22 protein-coding genes and 2 pseudogenes are annotated in these 25,569 nt (G+C 55.7%); 8 read left to right on the forward strand and 16 right to left on the reverse strand.

Translation table 11 applies throughout. From position 1 onward, the window contains the following. Window positions 1-14 precede the first annotated feature (14 nt). The 4 genes from frr to rpsB all read right to left on the reverse strand — a co-directional run bounded on the left by frr (window position 15) and on the right by rpsB (window position 3,315). Window positions 15-572 (reverse strand): ribosome recycling factor, encoded by a 558-nt coding sequence (frr, locus tag ACM6IN_RS19475; RefSeq protein WP_007908855.1) that lies wholly within the window; start codon window positions 570-572, stop codon window positions 15-17. Continuing rightward, the gene (pyrH, locus tag ACM6IN_RS19480) at window positions 569-1,312 is read right to left on the reverse strand and encodes a UMP kinase (RefSeq protein ID WP_003222124.1); all 744 of its coding nucleotides are present in this window, start codon (window positions 1,310-1,312) and stop codon (window positions 569-571) included. Before pyrH ends, frr begins: the two co-directional genes overlap by 4 nt. A 209-nt stretch (window positions 1,313-1,521) precedes the next feature. Beyond that, the gene (tsf, locus tag ACM6IN_RS19485) at window positions 1,522-2,385 is read right to left on the reverse strand and encodes a translation elongation factor Ts (RefSeq protein WP_007908856.1); all 864 of its coding nucleotides are present in this window, start codon (window positions 2,383-2,385) and stop codon (window positions 1,522-1,524) included. 192 nt (window positions 2,386-2,577) lie between these two features. Continuing rightward, entirely contained in the window at window positions 2,578-3,315 is a 738-nt protein-coding gene (rpsB, locus tag ACM6IN_RS19490; RefSeq protein WP_003222119.1) for a 30S ribosomal protein S2, read from the reverse strand. 373 nt (window positions 3,316-3,688) lie between these two features. Between rpsB and map the strand changes: the two genes are divergently transcribed. From map to ACM6IN_RS19510, 4 genes are all read left to right on the forward strand, one after another. Then, window positions 3,689-4,471, forward strand: a complete 783-nt coding sequence (gene map, locus ACM6IN_RS19495) for a type I methionyl aminopeptidase (protein ID WP_007908857.1) — start codon at window positions 3,689-3,691, stop codon at window positions 4,469-4,471. 41 nt (window positions 4,472-4,512) lie between these two features. Further along, window positions 4,513-7,215: a [protein-PII] uridylyltransferase gene (locus ACM6IN_RS19500; RefSeq protein WP_007908858.1), complete on the forward strand. Its 2,703-nt coding sequence runs from the start codon at window positions 4,513-4,515 to the stop codon at window positions 7,213-7,215. A 43-nt stretch (window positions 7,216-7,258) separates the two neighbouring features. Then, window positions 7,259-8,458, forward strand: a complete 1,200-nt coding sequence (gene dapC / locus ACM6IN_RS19505; protein ID WP_007908859.1) for a succinyldiaminopimelate transaminase — start codon at window positions 7,259-7,261, stop codon at window positions 8,456-8,458. A 203-nt stretch (window positions 8,459-8,661) separates the two neighbouring features. Beyond that, entirely contained in the window at window positions 8,662-9,354 is a 693-nt protein-coding gene (locus ACM6IN_RS19510) for a M12 family metallopeptidase (RefSeq protein ID WP_414916547.1), read from the forward strand. Here ACM6IN_RS19510 and ACM6IN_RS19515 read toward each other — a convergent pair. The 11 genes and pseudogenes from ACM6IN_RS19515 to ACM6IN_RS19565 form a co-directional block, all read right to left on the reverse strand. Next, window positions 9,347-10,532: pseudogene (locus tag ACM6IN_RS19515) on the reverse strand (cation:proton antiporter); the annotation flags it as partial. The gene ACM6IN_RS19510 and the pseudogene ACM6IN_RS19515 overlap by 8 nt on opposite strands. A 192-nt stretch (window positions 10,533-10,724) precedes the next feature. Further along, window positions 10,725-11,048, reverse strand: coding sequence for a nucleotide-binding domain-containing protein (locus ACM6IN_RS19520; RefSeq protein WP_414916613.1), 324 nt, complete (start codon window positions 11,046-11,048; stop codon window positions 10,725-10,727). A gap of 138 nt (window positions 11,049-11,186) precedes the next feature. Continuing rightward, window positions 11,187-11,657 (reverse strand): hypothetical protein, encoded by a 471-nt coding sequence (locus ACM6IN_RS19525; RefSeq protein WP_348751344.1) that lies wholly within the window; start codon window positions 11,655-11,657, stop codon window positions 11,187-11,189. A 52-nt stretch (window positions 11,658-11,709) separates the two neighbouring features. Beyond that, a complete protein-coding gene (locus ACM6IN_RS19530) occupies window positions 11,710-12,315 on the reverse strand; it encodes a GIY-YIG nuclease family protein (protein WP_186691122.1) in 606 nt (201 codons plus the stop codon). Window positions 12,316-12,550: 235 nt separating this feature from the next. Next, window positions 12,551-14,899 (reverse strand): hypothetical protein, encoded by a 2,349-nt coding sequence (locus ACM6IN_RS19535; protein ID WP_414916548.1) that lies wholly within the window; start codon window positions 14,897-14,899, stop codon window positions 12,551-12,553. Window positions 14,900-15,200: 301 nt separating this feature from the next. Further along, window positions 15,201-16,070 (reverse strand): hypothetical protein, encoded by an 870-nt coding sequence (locus ACM6IN_RS19540; protein WP_414916549.1) that lies wholly within the window; start codon window positions 16,068-16,070, stop codon window positions 15,201-15,203. A gap of 128 nt (window positions 16,071-16,198) precedes the next feature. Beyond that, window positions 16,199-18,016: an AAA family ATPase gene (locus ACM6IN_RS19545; protein ID WP_414916550.1), complete on the reverse strand. Its 1,818-nt coding sequence runs from the start codon at window positions 18,014-18,016 to the stop codon at window positions 16,199-16,201. Next, the gene (locus ACM6IN_RS19550) at window positions 18,016-18,447 is read right to left on the reverse strand and encodes an ABC-three component system middle component 2 (RefSeq protein WP_414916551.1); all 432 of its coding nucleotides are present in this window, start codon (window positions 18,445-18,447) and stop codon (window positions 18,016-18,018) included. Before ACM6IN_RS19550 ends, ACM6IN_RS19545 begins: the two co-directional genes overlap by 1 nt. 42 nt (window positions 18,448-18,489) lie before the next feature. Further along, window positions 18,490-19,521 carry an ABC-three component system protein gene (locus tag ACM6IN_RS19555; protein ID WP_414916552.1) on the reverse strand — a complete coding sequence of 344 codons (1,032 nt, stop codon included), beginning with the start codon at window positions 19,519-19,521 and terminating at the stop codon, window positions 18,490-18,492. Between the two features lie 54 nt (window positions 19,522-19,575). Next, on the reverse strand, window positions 19,576-19,869 hold the full coding sequence (locus tag ACM6IN_RS19560) for a hypothetical protein (protein ID WP_414916553.1): 294 nt from the start codon (window positions 19,867-19,869) through the stop codon (window positions 19,576-19,578). Between the two features lie 515 nt (window positions 19,870-20,384). Further along, window positions 20,385-21,164, reverse strand: a pseudogene (locus tag ACM6IN_RS19565) (cation:proton antiporter); the annotation flags it as partial. A gap of 291 nt (window positions 21,165-21,455) precedes the next feature. On the opposite strand from ACM6IN_RS19565, the gene ACM6IN_RS19570 reads away from it, so the two are divergent. The 4 genes from ACM6IN_RS19570 (at window position 21,456) to ACM6IN_RS19585 (ending at window position 24,626) form a co-directional block, all read left to right on the forward strand. Further along, window positions 21,456-21,818, forward strand: a complete 363-nt coding sequence (locus ACM6IN_RS19570) for an ArsC family reductase (RefSeq protein WP_003222107.1) — start codon at window positions 21,456-21,458, stop codon at window positions 21,816-21,818. Between the two features lie 33 nt (window positions 21,819-21,851). Further along, complete coding sequence (gene dapD, locus ACM6IN_RS19575; RefSeq protein ID WP_414916554.1) at window positions 21,852-22,886, forward strand: 2,3,4,5-tetrahydropyridine-2,6-dicarboxylate N-succinyltransferase; 1,035 nt, start codon at window positions 21,852-21,854, stop codon at window positions 22,884-22,886. A 133-nt stretch (window positions 22,887-23,019) separates the two neighbouring features. Continuing rightward, on the forward strand, window positions 23,020-24,225 hold the full coding sequence (locus ACM6IN_RS19580; RefSeq protein WP_042704889.1) for an aminotransferase class V-fold PLP-dependent enzyme: 1,206 nt from the start codon (window positions 23,020-23,022) through the stop codon (window positions 24,223-24,225). Further along, window positions 24,222-24,626 carry a SufE family protein gene (locus tag ACM6IN_RS19585; RefSeq protein WP_123374592.1) on the forward strand — a complete coding sequence of 135 codons (405 nt, stop codon included), beginning with the start codon at window positions 24,222-24,224 and terminating at the stop codon, window positions 24,624-24,626. Before ACM6IN_RS19580 ends, ACM6IN_RS19585 begins: the two co-directional genes overlap by 4 nt. A 115-nt stretch (window positions 24,627-24,741) precedes the next feature. Here ACM6IN_RS19585 and tcdA read toward each other — a convergent pair whose 3' ends face one another. After that, window positions 24,742-25,560 (reverse strand): tRNA cyclic N6-threonylcarbamoyladenosine(37) synthase TcdA, encoded by an 819-nt coding sequence (gene tcdA, locus ACM6IN_RS19590; protein ID WP_414916555.1) that lies wholly within the window; start codon window positions 25,558-25,560, stop codon window positions 24,742-24,744. Between the last annotated feature and the right edge of the window lie 9 nt (window positions 25,561-25,569).

Below are 25,569 nucleotides of genomic sequence, written 5' to 3' on the forward strand. Positions count from 1 at the left end.
TAAAAGCTCGAACCTTATACGGCCATCAGATCCGCTTCTTTTTGCTTGGTAGCCGTGTCGATATCAGCCTCGGCCTTGTCGGTGAGCTTCTGAATATCGGCAGCGGCACGACGCTCTTCGTCTTCGCTGATTTCTTTGTCCTTGACCAGTTTCTTCAGCTCGCCCAAGGCGTCACGACGGATGTTGCGCACGGCAACACGAGCGTCTTCAGCAGCACTGCGCGCCTGCTTGGTGAAGCCCTTGCGGGTTTCTTCAGTCAGGGCAGGCATGGAAATCAGCAACAACTCGCCCAGGTTGGTCGGGTTGAGGTTCAGGCCAGCGCTCTGGATTGCCTTGTCGACCGCTGCGAGCATGTTGCGCTCGAAGGCCACGACTTGCAGAGTGCGCGAGTCTTTTACAGTGATGTTGGCCACTTGGGTGATGGAGGTGTCAGCGCCGTAGTACGGCACCATCACGCTACCCAGAATGCTTGGGTGAGCCTTGCCGGTACGAATCTGGCCGAATGCATGGGCCAGAGAGTCCAGGGATTTTTGCATGCGCTCTTGAGCGTCTTTTTTGATTTCGTTGATCATTGTTGACCTTCCTCGATCAGGGTGCCTTCAGCGCCGCCATGGACGATGTTCAGCAGGGCACCAGGCTTGTTCATGTTGAATACGCGCAGCGGCATCTTGTGGTCGCGGCACAGGCAAATAGCGGTCAGATCCATTACACCCAGCTTGCGATCCAGCACTTCATCATAAGTCAGATGATCGAACTTCTCGGCATGCGGGTCTTTGAACGGGTCAGCGGTGTAGACGCCATCGACCTTGGTCGCTTTGAGCACGACGTCGGCATCGATCTCGATTGCGCGCAGGCAGGCTGCAGAATCCGTGGTAAAGAACGGATTACCGGTACCGGCCGCGAAAATCACCACGTCCTTGGAGTTCAGGTGGCGCATGGCCTTGCGGCGATCATAGTGATCGGTCACGCCAACCATGGAAATGGCCGACATCACGATGGCCGAGATATTGGCACGTTCCAGCGCATCACGCATGGCCAGGGCGTTCATCACAGTGGCCAGCATGCCCATGTGGTCGCCTGTCACCCGATCCATACCGGCTTTGCTCAAGGCTTCGCCACGGAACAGGTTGCCACCGCCGATCACCAGACCGACCTGCACGCCGATGCCGACCAGCTGGCCGACTTCCAGTGCCATCCGATCCAGCACTTTTGGATCGATCCCGAACTCTTCCGAGCCCATCAGGGCCTCGCCGCTAAGCTTGAGTAGAATGCGTTTATAGCGAGCCTGATAACCACTGCCCTGCTGAGCCATTGCGAATCTCTCCTGCGGCGTATTTAAAATTCTTTGCGAGCTGTTTACAGCTGGCGTTCACTCTAGCTTGGCGCTGCTTCAGCGCCATCGGAACATGGCTTTGTAAGTCAGTTCCAAGTGGAAACCAATAAAAAATTGGCAACCCCATCTGAAAAGAGGCTGCGCGCGTGAGCGGGCAGCCTCTTTCGGGCGACAGTTGAAAAACCGTCTTATTGCTTGGCGGCAGCCAGCTGGGCAGCAACTTCTTCAGCGAAGTTGTCGACCGGCTTCTCGATGCCCTCGCCTACTTTGAAGTAGGTGAAGGAAACGATTTCAGCACCGGCTTTCTTGGCCAGTTCGCCAACCTTGATTTCAGGGTTCTTGACGAACGCCTGCTCAACCAGGCTTGCTTCAGCCAGGAACTTGCTGATACGGCCTTTGACCATATTTTCAACAATGTTTTCTGGCTTGCCTTTGATTTTTTCTTCGTTCAACTGCAGGAACACAGCTTTTTCACGTTCGATAGCTTCAGCCGAAACTTCCGATGGCAGCAGGAACTCAGGGTTGCTGGCCGCTACGTGCATAGCGATGTCTTTGGCCAGTTCAACGTTACCGCCTTTCAGAACAACTGCAACACCGATCTTGTTGCCGTGCAGGTAGCCACCAACAACGTCGCCTTCTACGCGAACCAGACGACGGATGTTGACGTTTTCGCCAACCTTGCCGACCAGTACCAGGCGAGCAGCTTCTTGAGCTTCGATCAGCGGAGCAACATCAGTCAGCTTGTCAGCGAAAGCTTTTTCAATGCTTTCAGCAACGAATGCCTTGAAGTCGTCCTGCAGAGCCAGGAAGTCGGTCTGCGAGTTCACTTCCAGCAGAACAGCAGATTTGCCGTCTTCTTTCAGAGCGATGGCGCCTTCAGCGGCAACGTTGCCAGCTTTTTTGGCAGCCTTGATTGCGCCCGAAGCACGCATGTCATCAATGGCTTTTTCGATGTCGCCATCAGCCTTTTCCAGGGCTTTCTTGCAATCCATCATGCCTTCGCCGGTACGCTCGCGCAGTTCTTTAACCAACGCTGCAGTAATTGCTGCCATTTTCAAATTCCTCTTGGATAGGTTTTCAACCATTCCACCCGATCGAACGGGCGTTCAATTCGTCCCAAACCCCACGTTGTAGCTGCTGCACGTTACAGAAGCTGTAGCTGCGCCGCCGACAAATGGTTTTCGAGGTGGCAAAAAGGGGGCCAAGCCCCCTTTTTGCTTACTGAGTCAACGCCAGGGCGTTAATTACTCAGCTGCAGCCTGAGTTTCTTCAGCTGCGAATTCTACAGTGCCGCCAGCAACATTGTTGCGACCACGGATTACTGCGTCAGCCATCGAACCCATGTACAGCTGGATAGCGCGGATTGCGTCATCGTTGCCTGGGATGATGTAGTCAACGCCTTCCGGGCTGCTGTTGGTGTCGACAACGCCGATTACCGGGATGCCCAGCTTGTTGGCTTCGGTGATCGCGATGCGCTCGTGGTCAACGTCGATCACGAACAGTGCGTCTGGCAGACCGCCCATGTCCTTGATGCCGCCCAGCGAACGATCCAGCTTCTCAAGATCACGGGAGCGCATCAGCGCTTCTTTCTTGGTCAGCTTGGCGAAAGTACCGTCTTCGGCTTGAACCTCAAGGTCACGCAGACGCTTGATGGAAGCACGAATGGTTTTGAAGTTGGTCAGCATGCCGCCCAACCAGCGGTGATCGACGTACGGCGAACCGCAACGTGCTGCTTCTTCAGCAACGATCTTGCCAGCGGAACGCTTGGTGCCGACGAACAGAATCTTGTTTTTGCCCTGGGCCAGACGCTCTACGAAAGTCAGAGCTTCGTTGAACATTGGCAGGGTTTTTTCAAGGTTGATGATGTGAATCTTGTTACGCGCGCCGAAAATGTACTTACCCATTTTCGGATTCCAGTAACGGGTTTGGTGACCGAAGTGCACACCGGCCTTCAGCATATCGCGCATATTGACTTGGGACATGATAGTTCCTTAATAAGTCGGGTTTGGCCTCCACGTATCCCAATGACCAACCAGTGGCATAAAGCCAAAAGCACCCAGGTCATCGTGTCGACACGTGTGTGGATTTAAGCTTTTCGGGGTATCCCCGGAAAGCGGCGCATTTTATACCACAGGGTGCGCAGAAACGGAACCCGGAATCTGTATTCGCACCAAGGACATGGGCGCAGCCCCCTTGGAATCGGCCCCGAACGCACCATTGTATAGAGAGAAGCGATGCACGCGGGCGCTGAATTGCGCCGTGCGTCTGTTAGAATCGCGTTTTTCAGGGTCGCAAAACGCACACCTGCCACCCTATTCGTATCAGCAAGCGCCGCCGAGCGCAGAGAGAGCCTGTATGACCGTCAACCTCAAAACCCCCGAGGACATCGCTGGCATGCGTGTCGCCGGCAAACTGGCCGCCGATGTGCTGGAAATGATTGCCGAACATGTCAAACCGGGCGTCACCACCGATGAGCTGAACCAGATCTGCCACGACTACATCGTCAACGTGCAGCAAGCCATCCCTGCCCCGCTCAACTACAAGGGCTACCCGAAGTCGATCTGCACCTCGATCAACCACGTGGTCTGCCACGGCATCCCGAACGACAAACCGCTGAAAAACGGTGACACCCTGAACATCGACGTCACCGTGATCAAAGACGGTTACCACGGCGACACCAGCCGCATGTTCCACGTCGGTGAAGTGCCGGTGTGGGCCGAGCGCCTGTCGCAGATCACTCAGGAATGCATGTACAAGGCGATCGAAATCGTCAAACCTGGCTGCCGCCTCGGCGACATCGGCGAAGTCATCCAGAAGCACGCCGAGAAGAACGGCTTCTCGGTGGTTCGCGAGTTCTGCGGCCATGGCATCGGCAAGGTCTTCCACGAAGAACCGCAGATCCTGCACTACGGCCGTGCCGGCACCGGCATGGAACTGAAGGCCGGCATGACCTTCACCATCGAACCGATGATCAACCAGGGCAAGGCCGACACCAAAGTATTGGGCGACGGCTGGACCGCGATCACCAAAGACCGCAAGCTCTCGGCCCAGTGGGAGCACACCCTGCTGGTCACCGACACCGGTTACGAGATCTTCACCCTGCGCGCCGATGACACCATCCCGCGCGTCTCGGCCTGATCCACACAACGCTCCCAGCCTTATAGAAGGAAAGCCAATCGATGCCGCAGGTGGATCCCGAACTCTTCGACCGCGGCCAGTTCCAGGCTGAACTGGCCCTGAAAGCGAGTCCCATCGCGGCGTTCAAGAAGGCGATCCGCCAGGCTCGCGAAGTACTCGACACGCGTTTTCGCAATGGCCGCGACATTCGCCGTCTGATCGAAGACCGTGCCTGGTTCGTCGACAACATCCTGCAAAAGGCCTGGGAGCAGTTCACCTGGAGCGAAGACGCCGACATCGCGCTGGTCGCGGTCGGCGGCTACGGCCGCGGTGAGTTGCACCCGTATTCCGACATTGATTTGCTGATCCTGCTGGACAGCGCCGATCACGAAGTTTTCCGTGACTCTATCGAGCGTTTTCTGACGCTGCTGTGGGACATCGGCCTGGAAGTCGGCCAGAGCGTGCGCTCGGTCGATGAATGCGCCGAAGAAGCCCGCGCCGACCTGACCGTCGTCACCAACCTGATGGAAAGCCGCACCATCTGCGGCCCCGAGCGTCTGCGTCAGCGCATGCTCGACGTCACCAGCACCGCACACATGTGGCCGGCCAAGGAGTTCTTCCTGGCCAAGCGTGCCGAGCAAAAGGCCCGTCACCACAAGTACAACGACACCGAATACAATCTGGAACCCAACGTCAAAGGCTCGCCCGGCGGCTTGCGGGATATCCAGACGATTCTGTGGGTGGCCCGGCGTCAGTACGGCACCCTGAACCTGCGCGCCCTCGCCGGCGAAGGCTTCCTGGTCGAAAGCGAAAACGCCCTGCTCGCCTCCTCCCAGGAATTCCTCTGGAAAGTGCGCTATGCCCTGCACATGCTGGCGGGCCGCTCCGAAGACCGCTTGCTGTTCGATCATCAACGCACCATCGCCGGGCTGCTCGGGTTTGAAGGTGACGACGCCAAACAGGCTGTCGAAAACTTCATGCAACAGTATTTCCGCGTGGTAATGAGCATCGCCCAGCTCAGCGACCTGATCATCCAGCACTTCGAGGAAGTCATCCTCGCCCCGGAAGACGAAGCGCCGCCGCAGCCGATCAACTCGCGCTTCCAGCTCCACGACGGCTATATCGAGGCACGCAACGACAACGTGTTCCGCCGCACGCCGTTCGCCATGCTCGAGATTTTCGTGCTGATGGCGCAGCAGCCGGAGATCAAAGGCGTACGCGCCGACACCATTCGTCTGCTGCGCGAGCACCGTCACCTGATCGACGACAACTTCCGCAACGATATTCGCAACACCAGCCTGTTCATCGAGCTGTTCAAGTGCAAGATCGGCATCCACCGCAACCTGCGCCGGATGAACCGTTACGGCATTCTCGGGCGTTACCTGCCGGAGTTCGGCTTTATCGTCGGGCAGATGCAGCACGACCTGTTCCACATCTATACGGTCGATGCGCACACGCTGAACCTGATCAAACACCTGCGCAAATTGCAGTACACCCAGGTCTCGGAGAAATTCCCGCTGGCCGCCAAGCTCATGGCCAAACTGCCCAAGCCCGAACTGATCTACATGGCCGGTCTGTACCACGACATCGGCAAGGGCCGGCATGGCGATCACTCGGAAATCGGCGCGGTCGATGCCGAGGCGTTCTGCCAGCGACATCAGTTGCCACTGTGGGACAGCCGCCTGATTGTCTGGCTGGTGCAGAACCATCTGGTGATGTCGACCACCGCGCAGCGCAAGGACTTGTCCGATCCGCAGGTGATCCATGACTTTGCCCTGGCTGTCGGCGATGAAACCCGCCTCGACTATCTCTATGTGCTGACGGTGGCCGACATCAACGCGACCAACCCGACGCTGTGGAATTCGTGGCGCGCCAGCCTGTTGCGCCAGCTCTATACCGAGACCAAGCGTGCCTTGCGCCGCGGCCTGGAAAACCCGGTGGATCGCGAAGAACAGATCCGCCAGACCCAAAGTGCCGCGCTGGATATTCTGGTGCGTGGTGGCACCGATCCGGACGATGTCGAGCAGTTGTGGGCGCAGTTGGGCGATGACTATTTCCTGCGCCACACCGCCGGTGACGTGGCCTGGCACAGTGATGCAATCCTGCAGCAACCGGTCGATGGCGGGCCGTTGGTGCTGATCAAGGAAACCACCCAGCGCGAATTCGAGGGCGGCACGCAGATCTTCATTTATGCGCCGGACCAGCATGACTTCTTCGCCGTGACCGTGGCGGCAATGGATCAGCTCAACCTGAACATTCACGACGCCCGGGTTATCACCTCGAGTAGCCAGTTCACCCTCGACACCTACATCGTGCTCGACAACGAAGGCGAATCCATCGGCGACAACCCGGCACGGGTCAAGCAGATCCGCGAAGGCCTGACCGAAGCCCTGCGCAATCCGGACGACTACCCGACGATCATCCAGCGTCGCGTGCCGCGCCAGCTCAAGCATTTCGCCTTTGCGCCGCAGGTGACGATTCACAACGATGCCCAGCGTCCGGTGACCGTGCTGGAATTGACCGCACCCGACCGCCCGGGACTGCTGGCGCGGATCGGCGGGATTTTCCTCGAATTCGACCTGTCGCTGCAGAACGCCAAGATTGCGACCCTCGGCGAGCGGGTCGAAGACGTGTTCTTCATCACCGACGCTCACAACCAGCCGCTGTCCGACCCGTTGCTGTGCAGCCGTTTGCAGGATGCGATCGTTGAGCAACTGAGCGTCAATCAGGAACCCGATATCAAATTGTCGCGCATCAGTATTTGATGGCGCCCCGGATTCAAATGGCTTTGCGAGAGACCCAGCCCCAATGAACAACGCTCTGAACCAGCTCCAGCCGTACCCGTTCGAAAAGCTCCGCGCCCTGCTCGGCACCGTAACGCCGAACCCGGAAAAACGCCCGATCGCCCTGTCGATCGGCGAGCCGAAACACCGCTCGCCAAGCTTTGTCGCTGAAGCGCTGGCTAACAGCCTGGATCAGATGGCGGTGTACCCGACCACCCTCGGCATTCCGGCGCTGCGTGAAGCCATTGCCGGCTGGTGCGAGCGGCGATTCGGTGTGCCTGGCGGCTGGATCGATCCGGCGCGCAACGTACTGCCGGTGAACGGCACCCGTGAAGCGCTGTTCGCGTTCACCCAGACCGTGGTCAACCGTGGCGACGACGCGTTGGTGGTCAGCCCTAACCCGTTCTACCAGATCTACGAAGGCGCCGCGTTCCTCGCCGGGGCCAAGCCGCACTACCTGCCGTGCCTCGACGAAAACGGCTTCAATCCGGATTTCGATGCCGTTTCGCCAGACATCTGGAAACGCTGCCAGATCCTCTTCCTCTGCTCGCCGGGCAACCCGACGGGCGCGCTGATCCCGGTCGACACCCTGAAAAAGCTGATCGCTCTGGCCGACGAGTACGATTTCGTGATCGCCGCCGACGAGTGCTACAGCGAGTTGTACTTCGATGAGCAAACGCCACCGCCGGGCCTGCTCACAGCCTGTGTCGAACTGGGCCGCAAGGACTTCAAGCGTTGCGTGGTGTTCCATAGCCTGTCCAAGCGCTCCAACCTGCCAGGCCTGCGCTCCGGTTTCGTTGCCGGCGACGCCGACATCCTCAAAGGCTTCCTGCTGTATCGCACCTACCACGGCTGCGCGATGCCGGTACAAACGCAACTGGCCAGCGTTGCGGCGTGGAATGACGAAGTGCATGTGCGCGCCAACCGCGCGCTGTATCGAGAGAAATTCGATGCGGTGCTGGAGATCCTCAGCCCGGTGATGGACGTGCAGCGTCCGGATGGCAGCTTTTACCTGTGGCCGAACGTGCAAGGTGATGACGCCGCGTTCTGCCGCGATCTGTTTGAGCAGGAGCACGTGACCGTGGTGCCGGGCTCGTATCTGTCCCGTGATGTCGATGGCGTCAACCCGGGCGCAGGGCGTGTGCGCATGGCGCTGGTTGCGCCGCTGGCCGAATGTGTCGAAGCCGCCGAGCGGATTCGCGCCTTTATCACCCGTCAGCAATAAGTAGTATTTGGCCCGCGCCAGGCAATCTGGCGCGCGGTTTTATCACCGCGATACATATCAAAGCAATTACCGACTTCCTACCCGCCCTCTCCAAAGATAGTCTTCAGATGAACAGTTACTGAAACTATCAATCACAGCCTATCGATTAAAAAAACTTCCGGGCACCACCATAAGCACCTCGTCAATCAATATGGATATTGATCATGCACCATTACCCTTTCGTCAAAATGCGCAGTCGCAACTTCACCTCGGGAGAACGTCACAAGCGTTCAATCGTCTGTTCCAACCGGTTATGGGAAAACGCCAGCACGGTAACTTTTTCGTTCATGGAGGATTTGTCCGATGAACTCGCCTACCGGGTCGAACGGATAATTCGCCAATGGGAACCCTTTGTCAGCCTGACATTTGCCCAGGTCGAACAAGGCCACGGGCAGATCCGTATCGCCCTGAGCGGCGAAGCGAACTGGTCGGCAATCGGCACCGAAGCGTTGGAACTCGATCAAGAAGAACCTACGCTGGTCATTCAGACTGAACCGCAAAACCCGCTATTTGAAGCCACGCTGCTGCATGAGTTCGGACATGCACTGGGGTTTCATCATGCCCATCTGCATCCCGATGCCAATATTCCTTGGGATATAGAAGCGGTGTACAAGTACTTCAGCGAAACTCATGGCTGGAACCATGAAGAAATTGAACTTAATTTATTCCGCCTCGACAGTTGCGACATTACTTCCAGAGGAGAATACGACAGCCTTTCCATCATGCATTATCCGGCACAAAATTTTCTGACCCACGGCAACTTCGAGATTGCCTTCAACCTGAAACTCAGTGAACGGGACAAACGCTTGGCCAAGCAAAGTTATCCCGCCATTGATTATCGAGCTCAGGTTATTTGACCTGCCCCAGGTTGGCCTCACTCAAATCCAGATCGGCCAACACTTCTCGGAGAACGTCATCACCTATTTGATGCTGACGACTGAGACTATAGAGCTCCAGGCGCTGCGCCCGCAGCGCCTTCAAGCGCAGGCGACGCTCAAGCAGATCCATCTGGAACGCCAAGGCCTGCGCTTCGGCGGAATCGTTGAAAACATCCAGTTGATGGCGATACTCGGACATGATGCGCGCCTTCAGCTCGGCTGAAAGAGCGGCTTGAGCAGCGTCTTGCGGGGTAGTTTCTTCGGTTTCGAGCGCGTGAATCGCCGCCTCTGCGGTTTTACGCCATGCGTCGCGCACTTCCTGGCGCCGCTTGTCATCCGGACTTTTCTCGATGCCGCGCAACAACAGTGGCAGCGCGATGCACGCTGAAATCAGCGACAGCAGAATCACCCCAGCGGCGATGAAGATCAGCAGATCACGCTCGGGAAAAGCATCAGCCCCCATCAGCATTGGCACCGACATCACACCCGCCAGCGTCACTGCACCACGCACACCGCCGACGGTCAGCAACCAACAGGAGCGCGCGGTCGGTACTTGCGTCAGCTCGCCCTTGCCGCGCAAGCGTCGCAGCAGCACCGACAAACGCCAGATGCTCTGCACCCAGATAAACCGCAGCAACACCAGCGCGAGGAAAATCGCCACCACATCAAGGCAGCGATAGAACAACGTCGGCCACAGCGTCGGTTCATGGCTGACTACAGCTTTGATGATGTCCGGCAATTGCAGGCCAAGCAGGAGGAAAATCAAACCGTTGAAAGCGAACTCCAGCAGCGACCAGACGCTGCGATTGAGCAAGCGCGTGCTGGTCTGCCGCGGCAGCAGATCAAGCCAGCTCTGCATCATCCCCGCTGCCACGGCCGAGAATGCCCGAGACACCAAGACGCTCAGCCAACACGTAAGCGGCGAACGGCAGCAGTAACATGAACACAACGTGCGTCGCGGGATCGTCCCAACCGCGAGCGATCATCCACGCCCGCAAACGCCCGACCAGCCAGCTCAATGCCACGCCGACCGCCAACCCACCAAGCGCCACCACGACGAAGGTGAGGCTGGCGCTGGTCAGCGAGAACACGCCCGTGATGGCGGCCACCAGGGCGAACTTGAAGGTCACCAGACCCGAGGCATCGTTCATCAGCGCTACTCACTATATGTGGACACAAATCCACATCTCGCCATGCACACAGATGGACAGACAGATCTTGCATGCATGCGACCGACAGGAAGCGCAGCCGACCCTCCCGCTACCAACACGAGGAGAAGGCAGGCAATAGAACAGGGTATGGGTGCGTCGCAGGAAGGGGTTAGGCGCAGGGCTGAGTCTCAGCTGACATCAAGCCTTGATGTCCACGACAAACTGGCCACTTTGAGCAGCACAGTAGTTGTCTTTCACGATGAAGCATTCAATGGTGTGGGTGCCGATGTACAAGGCTGTTTCATCCTTCCAGAGAGTGCCGAGCTCAGACGTCGACATCTCGAATCCACCTCGTAGACCTTTCTTCTTGGCAGCTTCCATGCCGGTATGCACGATCTGCCAATAGACCTTGAAAGTTGGCGAAACGTCGGTGGTTGCCATGAAGTTGAGTGAGCAACCTCTCCTAACGGGCACCCCACTGTAAACATGATCCGTTCGGAAATGGCTTCGGCTACCATCTATAAGATCGTTAACGCCTCAGCAATAGTCCTGCCCAGCCCTTAAAGGTTACGCCATCTAAAATATGCCTTTTAAGAAAGCCCGGATCGACTTCGGGCTTTGTAAAAAAGGCCAGGATAAACATTTCTTTTCAAAAGAGGCCTAAGCTTTAACCTTTCCAAAATAATAGCCAATTACAACCAGTCCGATACTATTCAACGTGTGCGGTATTGTGTTCCCAGAAACGGCCAAAATACACACAGTCACAATAACAATCAGCGCAATTACCGAAGGCAAGTTATCTTTAAGATTTTCAGCATTAAACCACTTCTCTGGAGAAGCCCATTTCAACAGCCCCACCACCACCAACAAAATCAAAATTGGCACAACAGAGGTTAAGATATCTACAGCTATTGGCTTCACATTTTGCCAAAACGTGGCCAACATCTCCTTAATATCTCCTGCGGCTGCCAAAGAATTGCTGGAACGGTCAAAAACAGACCAAATGTAAAAACCGATTAAAGTGAGCATCGAAAAAACCGGAACAAAAAGTATCCACCCAACAATCCCTACCAGCCGATGGAGTACAGAATATATTCCGTGATTCGATGCATTATCATTTGTCTCTGGCACGTGAATCTCCTTATAGACGCAGCTCATCTATGATACAAACTAAAAATTCAAACTATTCAAAACAATCACAATCAGCAGCGCCACATCCACCAGGCATGTAGCATTCAAAAGCTACCGGAGGATTACTACGATCACTTGCCTCATATGGCATATTCCGACCGCCATTCAATATGCGATCATTCCCCCAGGAGTGGATCACATCCATATCTCGATCAGAACAACGATAGCCAAGCATAGATCCCATATGCCTCTCACACAAAAACTCATTTATTTCTTCTTTGAGTTCATCTGGACTTACCTTAAACCATTCAGACGCGACGCCTGACCCTTCATGAGGGACGCGCTCATACTTAGTCTCAAGCATTGAAATGGCTAGCGCTTCGATTTCGTTTATCTGCTTGCTGCAAACACCTTCTTTAACCTTGAAGGCATAGTACGGTACGTAAGAGGGATTGTGGCTACTGCTAGCTCTAGTAGCTAACCTTCCAGTCGTTAGGCCGATCTTAGCTCTATCCGGGGATCTTGTGTCCATCCCGATATAAATCCATCCCGCGTCAGAGTTCTCTTGCCTGAGCCTCTCTTTTTCAACCCACGCCATTTTGTAATCATCGAATTCATCAGAGTCGAATTTTTCTTCCCATTTCCTATCTACGGCCATAACGCATCGCTCTTGTTGTTCACTGCATAGGCAGACAGTATGCCCCAAGAGGCGAAATGCCACCATCTACAGGGGCTCTTAGCTTCTATCCAAAGAGCGGATGCTCGAAGCATATGAGCAAGTCCAGGGAGCCAATACGTTACAGGGGTGCAATATCTACATCCCATGCCCAAGGTTCGCCTCGCTCATGTCGAGCTCACTCAGCACCTTGTTTACCACCTCATCGTCAACCAAGTCAGTTGCCTTTGACGGCTGGCTGGGAAAAGACTCTCGTCATTCCCACCAGAGAGTCAACCAGCAACTCAAGCATCTGGCGCCCTTGTACCACCGTATCGGACTGCTGATCGACGCCTACAAGATCAAACGCTTCGGAAAATCCTGAGGACGGCAAATGTGCGTCCGCTTGCCTAAGCTGATTGATTCCCACCAACACCTTGGTCAGCGCCCTCGCTTCCTCCAAGGTTGCTCCCCGCTTCATCAAGCCAGCTTCCAAATGTTTCATAGACCCGGACTTCGTTTTCCCAGATTGCGCGCCCATAGAGGTCAACGCATCTCCATCGAGAGATTCAACCGTAAGCCTGGCTAGATCTTTTGCGAGCTCAAGCACCCCAGTTTTCTCCAGGGCCCGGAACCGATGAACACGTTTAAAAATGTTATCCGTCGCATGATGTGGGGAGAAGAGCGGCTTTCCACTGATTTTCTCGAACGTGGCATTGACCTCGTCATATGCCGGACGCAGCCGCGCCTCAGGCGCTTTCGTTGCAGCAGGAAGAGCTTTAGCCTGCGATGCCAAGAGCTCCTCCGAAACTCCACCCTCAGGAACGACGTTTGCCCCCGCCCATACACGTTGCTGCCAAGGTGGAAGCTGGCCGATGTCCTTGGCATAAACATTGATAAAGCCTAGGGCATTCAGACCGAAATGGACGCTATCCCCGCTTGAGATCCCAATGGCGCCGGTGTCCCGGGTGTACCACCGCAGGCAAGAGCCCCGGTAGCTGCCTAAAAGAGCGGTGACGCTCGGGCGGAACCATAGCCAACCACCAGTGGATGCGAGCTCGTCCCCGCTGACACGATCGCCAGAGCCATTAATGGCGAAGTCCACCTTGGTCAGCGGCGTTTCGCCCTTTACCTTTTCGCTCACACGCCCGGGCTCAACAGCCTCAGTCATCCAAAGCGACCCACTCAGGGAATGGAGCTTTCTTCCCTCGTGTTGGATAGACCAAGATTTGGACACGACAGAATCATCGTCGGGTAGCCCAAGCCTTGGCACGTCATCGTCGGTGTCGACGTCTGTATGAGAGACATGGAAAACACCTGTCAATGAGCCGTAGGCCTTGCCGCCCTCATGGATCTCGTAATTGACGCCCTCCCAGGCAATTCCGTCCTTCTCTTCTTGCACGACGCTGGACGGCCAGCCGATATGGGACGCATCCGACACGGTCTGGGAGCGGCTTCGGTAACTACTCAGCAGCAGGTACGTGCCCCGAGCTCTCAGGTAATCACGTAGGTGCTCAGTGCGCGCTTCGAGGAATACAGGCTTACCCTGCTCGTCACGCTTAAGCCTCACGACCTCCATGAAACCCTCGACTGGCCGCAACCAAACGTCGCCTTCTCGCTGCAGGCCTAGCGAAATCACGAAATCCTGATGCAGGTGCCACTCATTCGGCACCGCACCATCGAAGCTCTGCTCAATAACCAGTCCAGTGCCTACCGCATCAGAGTGATGACTGGCCCAGTTACCCGCCCAATAGTAGGTTTTGACGAAGATGGGCTCCGCCGGAGACACTGGCTCGGGAGGAGCTGCAGGTTTGGCTGGGCGAGTGTTTAAGGACACGTTCAAGTCTGTGAATGGCAAACGGAAGCTAACGACCGAGTCAGTCTGCTGACTGAGAGTGGGACTCGGACTTGTTGACGCGTCGTGGGCATTCTCTTTCGGCCATACACGATGCGATTCTTCACCACCGGCAAAGGTGTTACCACCAATGTCGCCCCAACCCAGTTTAGAAATTTCGTCGCGATGCTGAAGGTCGAACATGACCGAGCCTACGCCGAAATACTCTTCCAGATGGCCTTCATAGCCGTACTCCCCCTCTGACGTCAGAGTATGGTCAGCGCGCAGTGGGATCCACACCTTGTCAGAGATCGAAGCCTTCCGAATCTTGGTCATTTCAAACCAAGCCTGCGGTTTGCAGATAGCCGTTTTTGGAATCACCGACATCGCAGCTCCAACGTCCCCTTGTAAAACGATGACGGCCACCAGGTGGCTTGCATGGTCGGTCTCAGCCAGGTATTCACGCAGCGCTTCGCGCATCCCTGCGTGCGGGATCGTCTGGTCAATCGCTTCGGCAGGGAAAAACGTACCGGGGCTCTCGAAGCCGTTTTTTTCATAACGCCACAGGACAAAACTCGGGCCTTGCGCGACAACGGCGTCCGTGCGACTCAGATCGCTCCAGGCACCGCGCCAGTGCTCTGCAATCGCCTGGGCCTGGTCATCAGCGTCCTCAGGCGGTGCGTTTAAAACTGGCTCGCGGCCACTGGCGTCCGTGCCCTTCTCGGCGACCTCTAAATCTTGATCCTTGCCCATCAGCCCCTCGCGTCTGCTGCCTGCTAGTCAAAGAGCAATTTAACCACGAGCGGCGAGGCTTGTTCCAAAGACATTCTCGATTCAAATGGAATGGATCTACTAGATAAAGCAAGCAATCTTAGATTCTTGCTACAAGACGTATCGGCCACGCTCCCGAGACAAGAAATCCGCCGTGCGGCAGCGCTGTTTGGCCCTGGCTCAGACACCGGAAGGGGGACTGGACTACGGAGCGCTAGCACCCTCAATGACCCTCCACGCATATACGAGTTATACGCGGTAGCATGAAGGCAATCAGCGCGCGTTAATCCAAGGATGGAATTTTCACTGGCATACCCAGAATCGAATTTATCTCTTCTTGAAAATCAAATCCTAGCCAGTTCTGCACAGGATCACCGTATTGGTCATGCATCGCGCCGAAGAGCTCTAAGCGGCAACTTCTCGAACTCATGACTCCGAACTGCAATGTGCCGCCAACAGTATCGTGCTTTCTAGCCCGCATACGAGTTTCTAGCGCTAAACGAGGTTCTCTACCTTTCTCCTCAATTTTGGGGGTGTCCTGTAGGGACTTTATCTCTGCGCGGAGGTTATCTGCATCATCACCTATTACAGCGACCTCCCCCTTTAAAAGATCGATAGATTGAGCGACTTGAGAAAACTCCCCATTCCCATTGAACTCCGGGTGTATCCAGTAACACTCAAGTGGACGAGAGTTGAGCATATCGTCTGGGGCAATACCAAAAATGACAAACTCGCAGAATGGTGCTCTGCCCGCTGCATACCCAACGCTTGCGTCTTTAGTATAACGTTCAGATAGATGTCGTATAAGATCTGCAACAGCGCGAAGGTCTGGAGTCCTTATTTGTGTATTGTCTTTTGTCTGCGGATGCAAATTATCCAGCATCATTGACGCTGCGGAGTACGTCATGAGCGCGGGTGTTACCGCTCCAGCGTACACCATACCGACGTCGTAGCTAATCATAGGCCCAGCCGCAACAGTGTACTCAGTGACACCCCAGGCGCCCACTCTCAATCGCAATACTTTCATTGCCTGATCCGTGACCCTACTGATTGAGGTGTGATCGGCATTCTTCGATATAGCGGTCAGCAGCGAATCGGCTGCCGCCCAGACAGATAAAGAACCATGGTCATACCAGACAACAGCATTAGTCATCTACCTACTCCTTTCAAGAAACCCATGACTTTTTAAGCCTGGCAAAATATTTGAAATCGCATGAATCCTAAGGCTGTCCACTTAGGACTTCATATTTCGAGGCTGAGTGACCACACTACACCACCACATCAGTCTTTTAGCGGAAAGAAGCCATACCGGCCATTCCCTCTGCTCTTCGTAAAGTGCTCGTAGTTCAATTGAGGGATGAGGGCCGTATCAGGTTCCTTGTTCTCAAAAATAATAACTTGAGAGCCTTTGAAGTGATCTGCAACATCCTGATAGAACGCATATATCATGTCCTCCGCTACTTCTTTATCCTCTTCCCCAGGTTCCGGATCCCCTTCCTTGTACGTGGTCAGCGGCGAATCGAGCACCACAAAACCAGGGTGACGCCCGGAACGCTTCAGCAAATTCATCAGCCCTAGCGCGAACGCAGCTGAAGCGATGGCTCGATACCCCTTGCCGAAATTGCCCCTCGCGCTCCCGCCAATAGTGATGTCTCGTCTTGCGAAATCGAAAGATACCGGGCAGTAGTTCGGGAAGCTCCAGCGCTTCAGAATCGCTTCGATCTCTTCCACCAGCGGTTGGGCTGTTTCCTCAAAGCCTTCAGGCGTATATGCGTTTTGCTCTTCAAGCAGGAGAACTCCGAGTCGTTTCAGCTCGCCCGTCAGCCTAGCCTTATCAACCACACGCCGTTCTAGTGCCGACCGGTCATGCTTGAGGGAAGAGGCGAGTTCTCTAAGGTCACTCACTGCCTGTACCGAATCTTGAATCTCAGACGTGATCAGCTTCTCCAGTGCGGCGATGGATGTCTTGGTGGCCTCTGCGTTGGAGGCGTTACGTTCGATCGCTGCAGTCAGGGATCCTTGGGCTTCCGCGAGCTCGTGGATGTTCTTCGAAATTCGATCCAGCTCGAAGGAAACACCTTTTTTAATGTCATCAACGTCCGTTGTGCATGATTCGGAGTCAAAATGATTGCCGCAGGTTGGACATAGCACCGCGTCTGAACCTTCAAGCAAAACTGCCGCCTGCTCAATGCCCTGAAGACGCTGGCGGTCTGATTCGTATTTCTGACCAAGCATGTCAAATCGGCCAAGGAGTGCCTTGTCTTCTGCGAGCTTGCCTTCAACAATCTCCAGCTCGGAGAGCTGATTGGCTTTTTGGCTGAAGAGGTCTTCACTCGAATGGAACGCACCTTCCAGCTCAGTTTCAGCTACCTCCAATCGGAGCGCGACCTGGGCGGTAAACGAATTGAGCTTCTGGAGCTCTAGGGCCTCGGTGGCGTCAACATCTGGATAGAATTGCCTGATGATGTCCTCGACAGCAGCAACTCGATGGCGCAGTGCACCCTTTGACGCCAGCTCTTTCTTAGCCTGTTTGACCCCGGCGTCGTCTTTCCCGGTAAGCAACAGCTTAAGAATGGATTTTTCTTTGGTGGCCTCATCATTTTGGCCAGTGCCCAAAGGAGAGTAATCAGCCACGATTCGCGTCTCATCCATCAAAAAGACTTTTTCGAAATCGCGAAGGGAGAAGGAAGCGTTATTTAATGAAGTTGTACCCTTCAGCAACAGCTTCCCATTGAGCCCCAATCTATCCAAAATCTGGTTCGAAATAGAGTTCATTTTCGTAGGGTTATGTTTCACACCCAAAACTTGAACCTTGCCCTCCTCGTCGTGAAAAGTAGGCTTTGAACTTGCAAAAAGCTCCCTCTCTATCGTAAAGGAAGACTGGTCTTCATTTACAAATTTAACCTTGACCGTGGTATAGCCTTGGGATTCATCAATTGACTTTGGGGGAGTATTAGAACCCAGGGCAAATTTGATGCATTGAACAATGTAGGATTTACCCGTATTAGAGCCACCCTGAACAACATTAGCACCCTTCGTAAAATATACGGACGCGTCTCTACGCTCAGGGCCGCTCACAACCACACTTTCAATATACATCAGACCACCCTGTCAACTTTATATATAGTGCGACGCTGAGCTGCGAGGTAGTCAATATTCCCCTCAACCCACACAACATGCCGCTTGAAATCTGCGTGATACTCAGTGGTCAACTTGATGGCAAATGCCCTGCCCGCGTCGGTAATTAAATATCGAACGCCCTGCTCGTCGACCCGTGAAGTAATCAATCCCTTAGCGATAAACAGCCTGATCGCACCTGGGAATATTTCCCGTCTACGAACCAGCTCGGAAAGTCGGTTCAATAGGATAGGGTGCAGACTTGGCTCACCTTGAAAATCACTACTATAAATAGCCGCATAGTCAAGAAAGATCAGCTCATCCAGGTCAAGCTCCCGAGACAAACCTGCTAGCAACAGAACGATGCGTGCCCCAATCTCGACAGGGCTGTTGTACAAGTCCTTTGAATTCATCATCTATTTCTTGATCCATTTAAACTTCATGTCATTCACCAACTAGTGGCATAGCCCCTTTCGATCCGAGGTCTGCAAGAAATGACGAAGTGGATGGGCATCGTATGGAATCTTTACGCAGTGAGTGCTAACTTCAAGAAACCGTTGATACCCATCATCGAACTTTTTACGCACTACACTGTGAACACCTTCGTGGCACTCGCCTTTGAGGCTTTCATAGCACCCTGTAGGAAACGCATCACGCGAAAACATCTCCAGTGATTCCGCACTGAAGAAGTTGATCCTTGCTCGCTCAAGATCGTCTTTGTATTCACTGTCCATTACACTATCAAATGAATACTCTGCCCCATCGGCATCAGAGAACGCGTCCAAGAGTGCATCAATGTAGACTTTCTCATTATCACCAACAGCACCAAGCTCGGGATTACGAACCTGCGGTCGCTTTAGATGATAAACCCCAAATCGTGATGTGTGATAGGGTGTGAGTGCATGCTTCTCGATTAATTCCTGTGACGACATCTCATCAACGAAAGAAAAGTCGAGGGTATTTAGATAGTCTAACAGAGCTCCCTCAAGAGGGATGGATTCTGTCTTCGTGATCTTGTCCTTACAGACCTTATCCCAGCGCTTGATGATTTCAGCCTTTATGCGAGACTTCTTGCCCAGCATATCAATGCAATCGGAACTACAGCCTTTCGGCGACACGAATCGATACTCGTGCGGAAGGGTGTAGTCTTCTTTCCAAGTGTAATAGACCAGCTTACCCAGCTCTGCTACTACACTTGCAACGCTCAGCTTATCTTTGTAGTGTTTGCATTGGTAATTGTCCCATCCCCTAGAGTGCCGGGCGATGACATCGCGCCCCTTGTCACCCGCACCAGCACAGCGGGTGACTGAATCGTAGCCTTTACCTAGGTAGGAAACGAATTCCAGCGTAAAGACTTCCCAAGTATCCGCAGACATGATTTGAAGGCGATCCAGGGGATGAACTGGTTCACCTTTTTCTACGTCCAATGCCGTGAGTTCAAATTCAGGGGCTGGAGGTAGCACTATGGCATTTTCAACCAAAGACATTTGCTACACCTCGGCGACAAGGTTTATTGCTTACTAAAGTAAAATTAGAGCACATCATATTCCGAGGTCGCGCTCCACCTGAAGAGTCTGGATACGATCTGGCATCTCACCAATGATCTTATTTTGATTCTTCCGCAAAGCACCCGTGAGCTTCTTCAGGAACCGCTGATTTAACTCCATGTTCCCCATCAGTTCGGCAATGATGATGTCATGGTCAACGTCAGCGTCTTCTAGCCCCACCCTCAACGCCGCACGAGCTGCGCCAATGGGTTTATCCATCGCATACTCGATTAGATCAGCTGGGTGAAAAGCGTATTCCTGCTTCTGTTCTTGTTCCTGCTCACTCATACCTGAGTACCTTGGTTCTGAAATGTTGTTCGTATGGGGATTCGTCTGGAATTTTGGACTGCCGGGCAATCTTATTTTTAAGCGATTACTTGTCAAATCGCGGGCACGACGAAGCCTCCCAAATAACCGCTACGGGATGTGGTGGTCTTCTGTGTGCGTATCTGTGCCATAGCTGATCCATGCCGTGCTCCTCCCACCCTCCTCGCCTAATACGTAAGGGTTGTTGGGCATCCGGGTGCCCTGGGTAATGGCACAATACTATCGCCATTGCGCCGTGTGGGGGAACCCGGCGAGGCACATAGGGCTAATAGAGAGCCAGTGAACGGCTATGGCTGGACGGAGGGGTGTGGGGCTGCGAGCGTTTAGGGCATTGGTAACGGCGGCAGGAGGCTGTGCTGGTGGGGCATGAAAGCTCGTGAGGATGTGACCATTTCAATGAGAGTCTGAATCTAAAAGTATCTCCAACTATTCGCCGCGCTTGCTGAACCAACGCACTCACTCACTCGTTGGTGACTAGTAGCTTTTTGGGGGGGCATAACACGCGTCTGCATCATCCCCGCCGCCACGGCCGAAAGAATGCCCGAGACACCAAGACGTTCCGCCAGCACATAAGCGGCGAACGGCAGCAGTAACATGAACACCACGTGGGTGGCCGGGTCATCCCAGCCGCGGGCGATCATCCACGCCCGCAAACGCCCGACCAGCCAGCTCAATGCCACGCCGACCGCCAACCCACCAAGCGCCACCACAACGAAGGTGAGGCTGGCGCTGGTCAGCGAGAACACGCCCGTGATGGCCGCCACCAGGGCGAACTTGAAGGTCACCAGACCGGAGGCATCGTTCATCAGCGCCTCGCCCTGCAAGATATGCATCAGCGGGGTCGGCAAACGGTTTTGCGAAATAGCCGACACCGCTACGGCGTCGGTCGGCGACAGCACAGCGGCGAGGGCAAAGGCTACCGGCAACGGAATTGACGGCAATAACCAATGAATGAAGTAGCCAGCGCCGACCACGGTGAACAGCACCAGCCCGACCGCCAGTGTCAGGATCGGCCCGCGCAGGTGCCAGAACTCGCGCTTGGGCATGCGCCAGCCATCGGAAAACAATAAGGGTGGCAGGAACAGAAACAGGAACAACTCGGGATCGAGGGCCACGTGCAAACCCAGCGTCGGCCAGGCGAGCAAGGCGCCGGCGGCAATCTGGACCAGTGGCAGCGGCAGCGGAATGACCCGCCCGACCAGACGCGAGACGCTGACCAACATCAGCAGGATCAGGACGGTGTAAGCAGTTTGCATAAAGCGGAAATCTCAGACAATCGACAGCGTTGAACTGCCATATTAGCCGCTTAGGCTGTGTCTGACCGTTGCACCTATGTCGCACGCCCGCAACGCAGTCCCCTTGTGGGAGCGAGCTTGCTCGCGAATGCGGTGGATCAATCAACACTCAATTGACTGAAGCGGCCCCTTCGCGAGCAGGCTCGCTCCCACAGGTTTTGCAGCGTTACGACAACCGTGGCCGACGAAACCGTTTGGTCATGGCATAATCCGACACCATTTTTCTCCAGCACCTGTAAAGGGGGCGATTCCTTGACCGTTTCAAGTAAAACGTTGCACCTTTTCGGCATCAAAGCCTGCGACACCATGAAGAAGGCGCGCACCTGGCTCGATGAACACGCTGTCAGCTACGACTTTCACGACTACAAGACCGCCGGCATCGACCGTGAGCACCTGACCCAATGGTGTGACGAACATGGCTGGCAAACGGTGTTGAACCGTGCAGGCACGACCTTTCGCAAACTCGACGACGAACGTAAAGCCGATCTCGACCAGTCGAAAGCCATCGAACTGATGCTCGCTCAACCCTCGATGATCAAGCGCCCGGTGCTCGATCTCGGTGACCGAACCCTGATTGGCTTCAAGCCAGATATCTACGCGGCCGCTCTGAAGTAAGCAGCCCGTCACTCTTTGTAGAGGTGTATTTACATGTCCAATTCCCTGTTCAGCATCGCCTTTGGTGTCGGCACTCAGAACCGTCAAGGCGCGTGGCTGGAAGTGTTCTACGCACAGCCACTGCTCAACCCATCGGCCGAACTGGTCGCCGCTGTTGCGCCGATCCTCGGTTATACCGAAGGCAACCAGGCCATTACCTTCACCACCGCTCAGGCTGCGCAACTGGCTGAAGCCGTAAAAGGCATCGACGCCGTGCAAGGCAAGCTGTTGACCCGTCTGGCCGAAAGCCACAAGCCGCTGGTCGCCACCCTGCTGGCAGAAGACTCGCAACTGACCTCGACACCTGAGGCTTACCTCAAGCTGCATCTGCTGTCGCACCGTCTGGTCAAGCCGCACGGCGTGAGCCTGGCCGGGATCTTCCCGCTGCTGCCGAACGTAGCCTGGACCAGCCAGGGTGCAATCGACCTGAGCGAACTGGCTGAACTGCAACTGGAAGCGCGTCTGCGTGGCGAACTGCTGGAAGTGTTCTCGGTAGACAAGTTCCCGAAAATGACCGACTACGTGGTACCGGCCGGCGTGCGTATCGCTGACGCGGCGCGTCTGCGTCTGGGCGCTTACGTGGGCGAAGGCACCACCGTGATGCACGAAGGTTTCATCAACTTCAACGCCGGCACCGAAGGCCCGGGCATGATCGAGGGCCGCGTTTCCGCTGGCGTATTCGTCGGCAAGGGTTCGGACCTGGGCGGCGGTTGCTCGACCATGGGCACCCTGTCGGGCGGCGGCAACATCGTGATCAAGGTCGGCGAAGGCTGCCTGATCGGCGCCAACGCCGGTATCGGTATCCCGTTGGGCGACCGCAACACCGTTGAGTCGGGCCTGTACGTGACGGCCGGCACCAAGGTGGCGCTGCTCGACGAAAACAACAATCTGGTCAAGGTTGTGAAGGCGCGTGAGCTGGCCGGTCAGACTGACCTGCTGTTCCGTCGCAATTCGGAAACCGGTGCTGTGGAGTGCAAAACCCACAAATCGGCGATCGAACTGAACGAAGCGCTGCACGCTCACAACTAAGTGCTTGAATAATCCATTGTAGGAGTGAGCCTGCTCGCGATGCTTTTAGCGCCCTCACGGACGCCATCGCGAGCAGGCTCACTCCTACAGGATTTGGCGTACATCCCGCCCCTCTTCACCAGGGCTAAAAACTGTGATGATTCCCTCCCCGTGGCGTGCCGATTTCCCGGCCATCGCCGCGCTGCAACGGCAAGACCAGACCTATCTGGACAACGCCGCCACCACGCAAAAACCCCAAGCCCTGCTCGACGCACTGACGCATTACTACGCCAACGGCGCGGCCAATGTGCATCGTGCGCAACACCTGCCCGGCGCCCATGCCACGCAGGCGTTCGAGGACAGTCGGCTGAAGGTTGCCCAGTGGCTGAATGCCGGTGACAGCGGGCAGATCATCTTTACCCATGGCGCCACCAGTGCGCTGAACCTCCTGGCGTATGGCCTGGAACATCTTTTCCACCCGGGCGATGAAATTGTCATTAGCGCCCTGGAGCATCACGCCAACCTGCTGCCGTGGCAGCAACTGGCCCAACGGCGAAGTCTCAAACTGGTGATCCTGCCGCTGGATGCCGACGGCCTGATCGACCTTGCTGTCGCTGTGCATTTGATAGGCCCGCGCACGCGATTGCTGGCAGTCAGTCAGTTGTCCAACGTGCTCGGCGCGTGGCAGCCATTGCCGGCGTTGCTGGGCATGGCCAAGGCGCAGAACGCGCTGACCGTGGTCGATGGCGCGCAAGGCGTGGTGCATGGTCGGCATGACGTGCAGGCGCTGGGTTGCGACTTTTATGTATTTTCCAGCCACAAGCTCTATGGGCCTGATGGCCTTGGCGTGCTGTTCGGGCGCAATGCAGCACTTGAGCAGTTGAAGCCCTGGCAGTTCGGCGGCGAAATGGTCCTGGAAGCCAACTATCACGACTCGCGCTTTCGCCCTGCGCCGCTGGGTTTCGAGGCCGGTACGCCGCCGATTGCCAGTGTCATCGGCCTTGGCGCGACGCTGGATTATCTGGCGGGTCTGGATCAGGACGCTGTGTCTGCCCATGAAGCCGCGTTGCATGACTATTTGCTGCATGGACTCGCGGCGCGTAACGGCATTCGTCTGCTCGGCAAGCCGCAATTGGCGCTGGCGAGTTTCGTCGTTGAAGGTGTGCACAACGCTGATTTGGCGCACTTGCTGACTGAGCAAGGCATTGCCGTGCGCGCCGGGCATCATTGCGCGATGCCGCTGCTGAAAAGCTTTGAGCTGGCCGGGGCGATTCGTGTGTCACTGGCGCTGTACAACGATTCGGAAGATCTGGAGCGCTTTTTTGAAGCGCTGGATCAGGCGCTGGAGTTGTTGCGATGAGCTTGCCGCTCGAAGCCGCCGAGGCGCTGCAGACTTTTCAAAACGCGGCCGGCTGGGAACAGCGGGCGCGGTTGTTGATGCAGTTTGGTGATCGTCTGACAGCGCTCAGCGATGCGGACAAGTGCGAGGCTAACCGGGTGCATGGCTGTGAGAGTCAGGTGTGGCTGGTTGGGGAGTTGCGTGACGGTCACTGGCAATTTGCGGCGAGTAGCGATGCGCGGATGATTCGCGGGTTGGTGGCGTTGCTCTTGTTGCGGGTAAATGGCTTGTCGGGCGCTGATCTGAAGCAAATTGATTTGCCGGACTGGTTCAATCAGCTCGGCCTTTCGCGGCAGCTATCGCCATCGCGCAGCAATGGCCTCAATGCAGTGCTCCAGCGAATGAATGAGTTGGCTGGTTAATCGCCATCGCTGGCAAGCCAGCTCCCACAGTGTTCTATGGTGTTCATAGATGCAGTGAACTTACCCAATACCTGTGGGAGCTGGCTTGCCAGCGATGAGGGCATAAGCCCCAGCATCAAGCCTGAGGTTTAACTCGGTCAGCCGGACGCCGAACCCCCGCAACAATCTTGTCCACAGCCTTGGTCGCCGCGACCATGCCAAACGTCGCCGTGACCATCATCACCGCGCCAAATCCACCCGCGCAGTCCAGCTTCACACCGTCGCCGACAAAGCTCTTCTGCAAACAAATGCTGCCATCCGGCTTCGGATAACGCAGTTGCTCCGTGGAAAACACACACGGCACGCTGTAATGCCGAGTCACGGTGCGCGAAAAACCATAATCGCGACGCAACGTCGAGCGCACTTTCGAGGCCAACGGGTCGTTGAACGTACGGTTGAGATCACACACCTGAATCAGCGTCGGATCGATCTGCCCGCCCGCGCCGCCCGTGGTAATGATCTGGATCTTGCGGCGCTTGCACCAGGCGATCAGCGCAGCCTTGGCGTTGACCGCGTCGATGCAGTCAATCACGCAGTCGATGTTCGGCGTGATGTATTCAGCCATGGTCTCGCGGGTGACGAAATCCGCCACGGCGTGCACGGTGCAATCCGGGTTGATCCCGCGCAGGCGCTCGGCCATCACCTCGACCTTGGGTTTGCCGACGGTGTTGTCCAGCGCGTGCAACTGACGGTTGGCGTTGCTGACGCAGACGTCATCGAGATCGAACAGCGAAATCTCACCGACACCACAACGGGCCATGGCTTCCGCCGCCCAGGAGCCGACGCCACCGACGCCGACGATCGCCACATGGGCCGCGCGCAAACGCGCCAGGCCTTCGATGCCATACAAACGGGCGATGCCTGCAAACCGCGGATCTTCTGTACTCATGACCATTACCCCAAA

This window comes from Pseudomonas sp. IT-P395, assembly GCF_949767675.1.
In the GTDB taxonomy this organism is placed as follows: domain Bacteria; phylum Pseudomonadota; class Gammaproteobacteria; order Pseudomonadales; family Pseudomonadaceae; genus Aquipseudomonas.

Bases quoted from the DNA above. Each gene is read 5' to 3' on its own strand.
- frr (WP_007908855.1), bottom strand. From the start codon at position 572: ATGATCAACGAAATCAAAAAAGACGCTCAAGAGCGCATGCAAAAATCC.
- pyrH (WP_003222124.1), bottom strand. From the start codon at position 1,312: ATGGCTCAGCAGGGCAGTGGTTATCAGGCTCGCTATAAACGCATTCTA.
- tsf (WP_007908856.1), bottom strand. From the start codon at position 2,385: ATGGCAGCAATTACTGCAGCGTTGGTTAAAGAACTGCGCGAGCGTACC.
- rpsB (WP_003222119.1), bottom strand. From the start codon at position 3,315: ATGTCCCAAGTCAATATGCGCGATATGCTGAAGGCCGGTGTGCACTTC.
- map (WP_007908857.1), top strand. From the start codon at position 3,689: ATGACCGTCAACCTCAAAACCCCCGAGGACATCGCTGGCATGCGTGTC.
- ACM6IN_RS19500 (WP_007908858.1), top strand. From the start codon at position 4,513: ATGCCGCAGGTGGATCCCGAACTCTTCGACCGCGGCCAGTTCCAGGCT.
- dapC (WP_007908859.1), top strand. From the start codon at position 7,259: ATGAACAACGCTCTGAACCAGCTCCAGCCGTACCCGTTCGAAAAGCTC.
- ACM6IN_RS19510 (WP_414916547.1), top strand. From the start codon at position 8,662: ATGCACCATTACCCTTTCGTCAAAATGCGCAGTCGCAACTTCACCTCG.
- ACM6IN_RS19530 (WP_186691122.1), bottom strand. From the start codon at position 12,315: ATGGCCGTAGATAGGAAATGGGAAGAAAAATTCGACTCTGATGAATTC.
- ACM6IN_RS19535 (WP_414916548.1), bottom strand. From the start codon at position 14,899: ATGGGCAAGGATCAAGATTTAGAGGTCGCCGAGAAGGGCACGGACGCC.
- ACM6IN_RS19540 (WP_414916549.1), bottom strand. From the start codon at position 16,070: ATGACTAATGCTGTTGTCTGGTATGACCATGGTTCTTTATCTGTCTGG.
- ACM6IN_RS19545 (WP_414916550.1), bottom strand. From the start codon at position 18,016: ATGTATATTGAAAGTGTGGTTGTGAGCGGCCCTGAGCGTAGAGACGCG.
- ACM6IN_RS19550 (WP_414916551.1), bottom strand. From the start codon at position 18,447: ATGAATTCAAAGGACTTGTACAACAGCCCTGTCGAGATTGGGGCACGC.
- ACM6IN_RS19555 (WP_414916552.1), bottom strand. From the start codon at position 19,521: ATGTCTTTGGTTGAAAATGCCATAGTGCTACCTCCAGCCCCTGAATTT.
- ACM6IN_RS19560 (WP_414916553.1), bottom strand. From the start codon at position 19,869: ATGAGTGAGCAGGAACAAGAACAGAAGCAGGAATACGCTTTTCACCCA.
- dapD (WP_414916554.1), top strand. From the start codon at position 21,852: ATGTCCAATTCCCTGTTCAGCATCGCCTTTGGTGTCGGCACTCAGAAC.
- ACM6IN_RS19585 (WP_123374592.1), top strand. From the start codon at position 24,222: ATGAGCTTGCCGCTCGAAGCCGCCGAGGCGCTGCAGACTTTTCAAAAC.
- tcdA (WP_414916555.1), bottom strand. From the start codon at position 25,560: ATGGTCATGAGTACAGAAGATCCGCGGTTTGCAGGCATCGCCCGTTTG.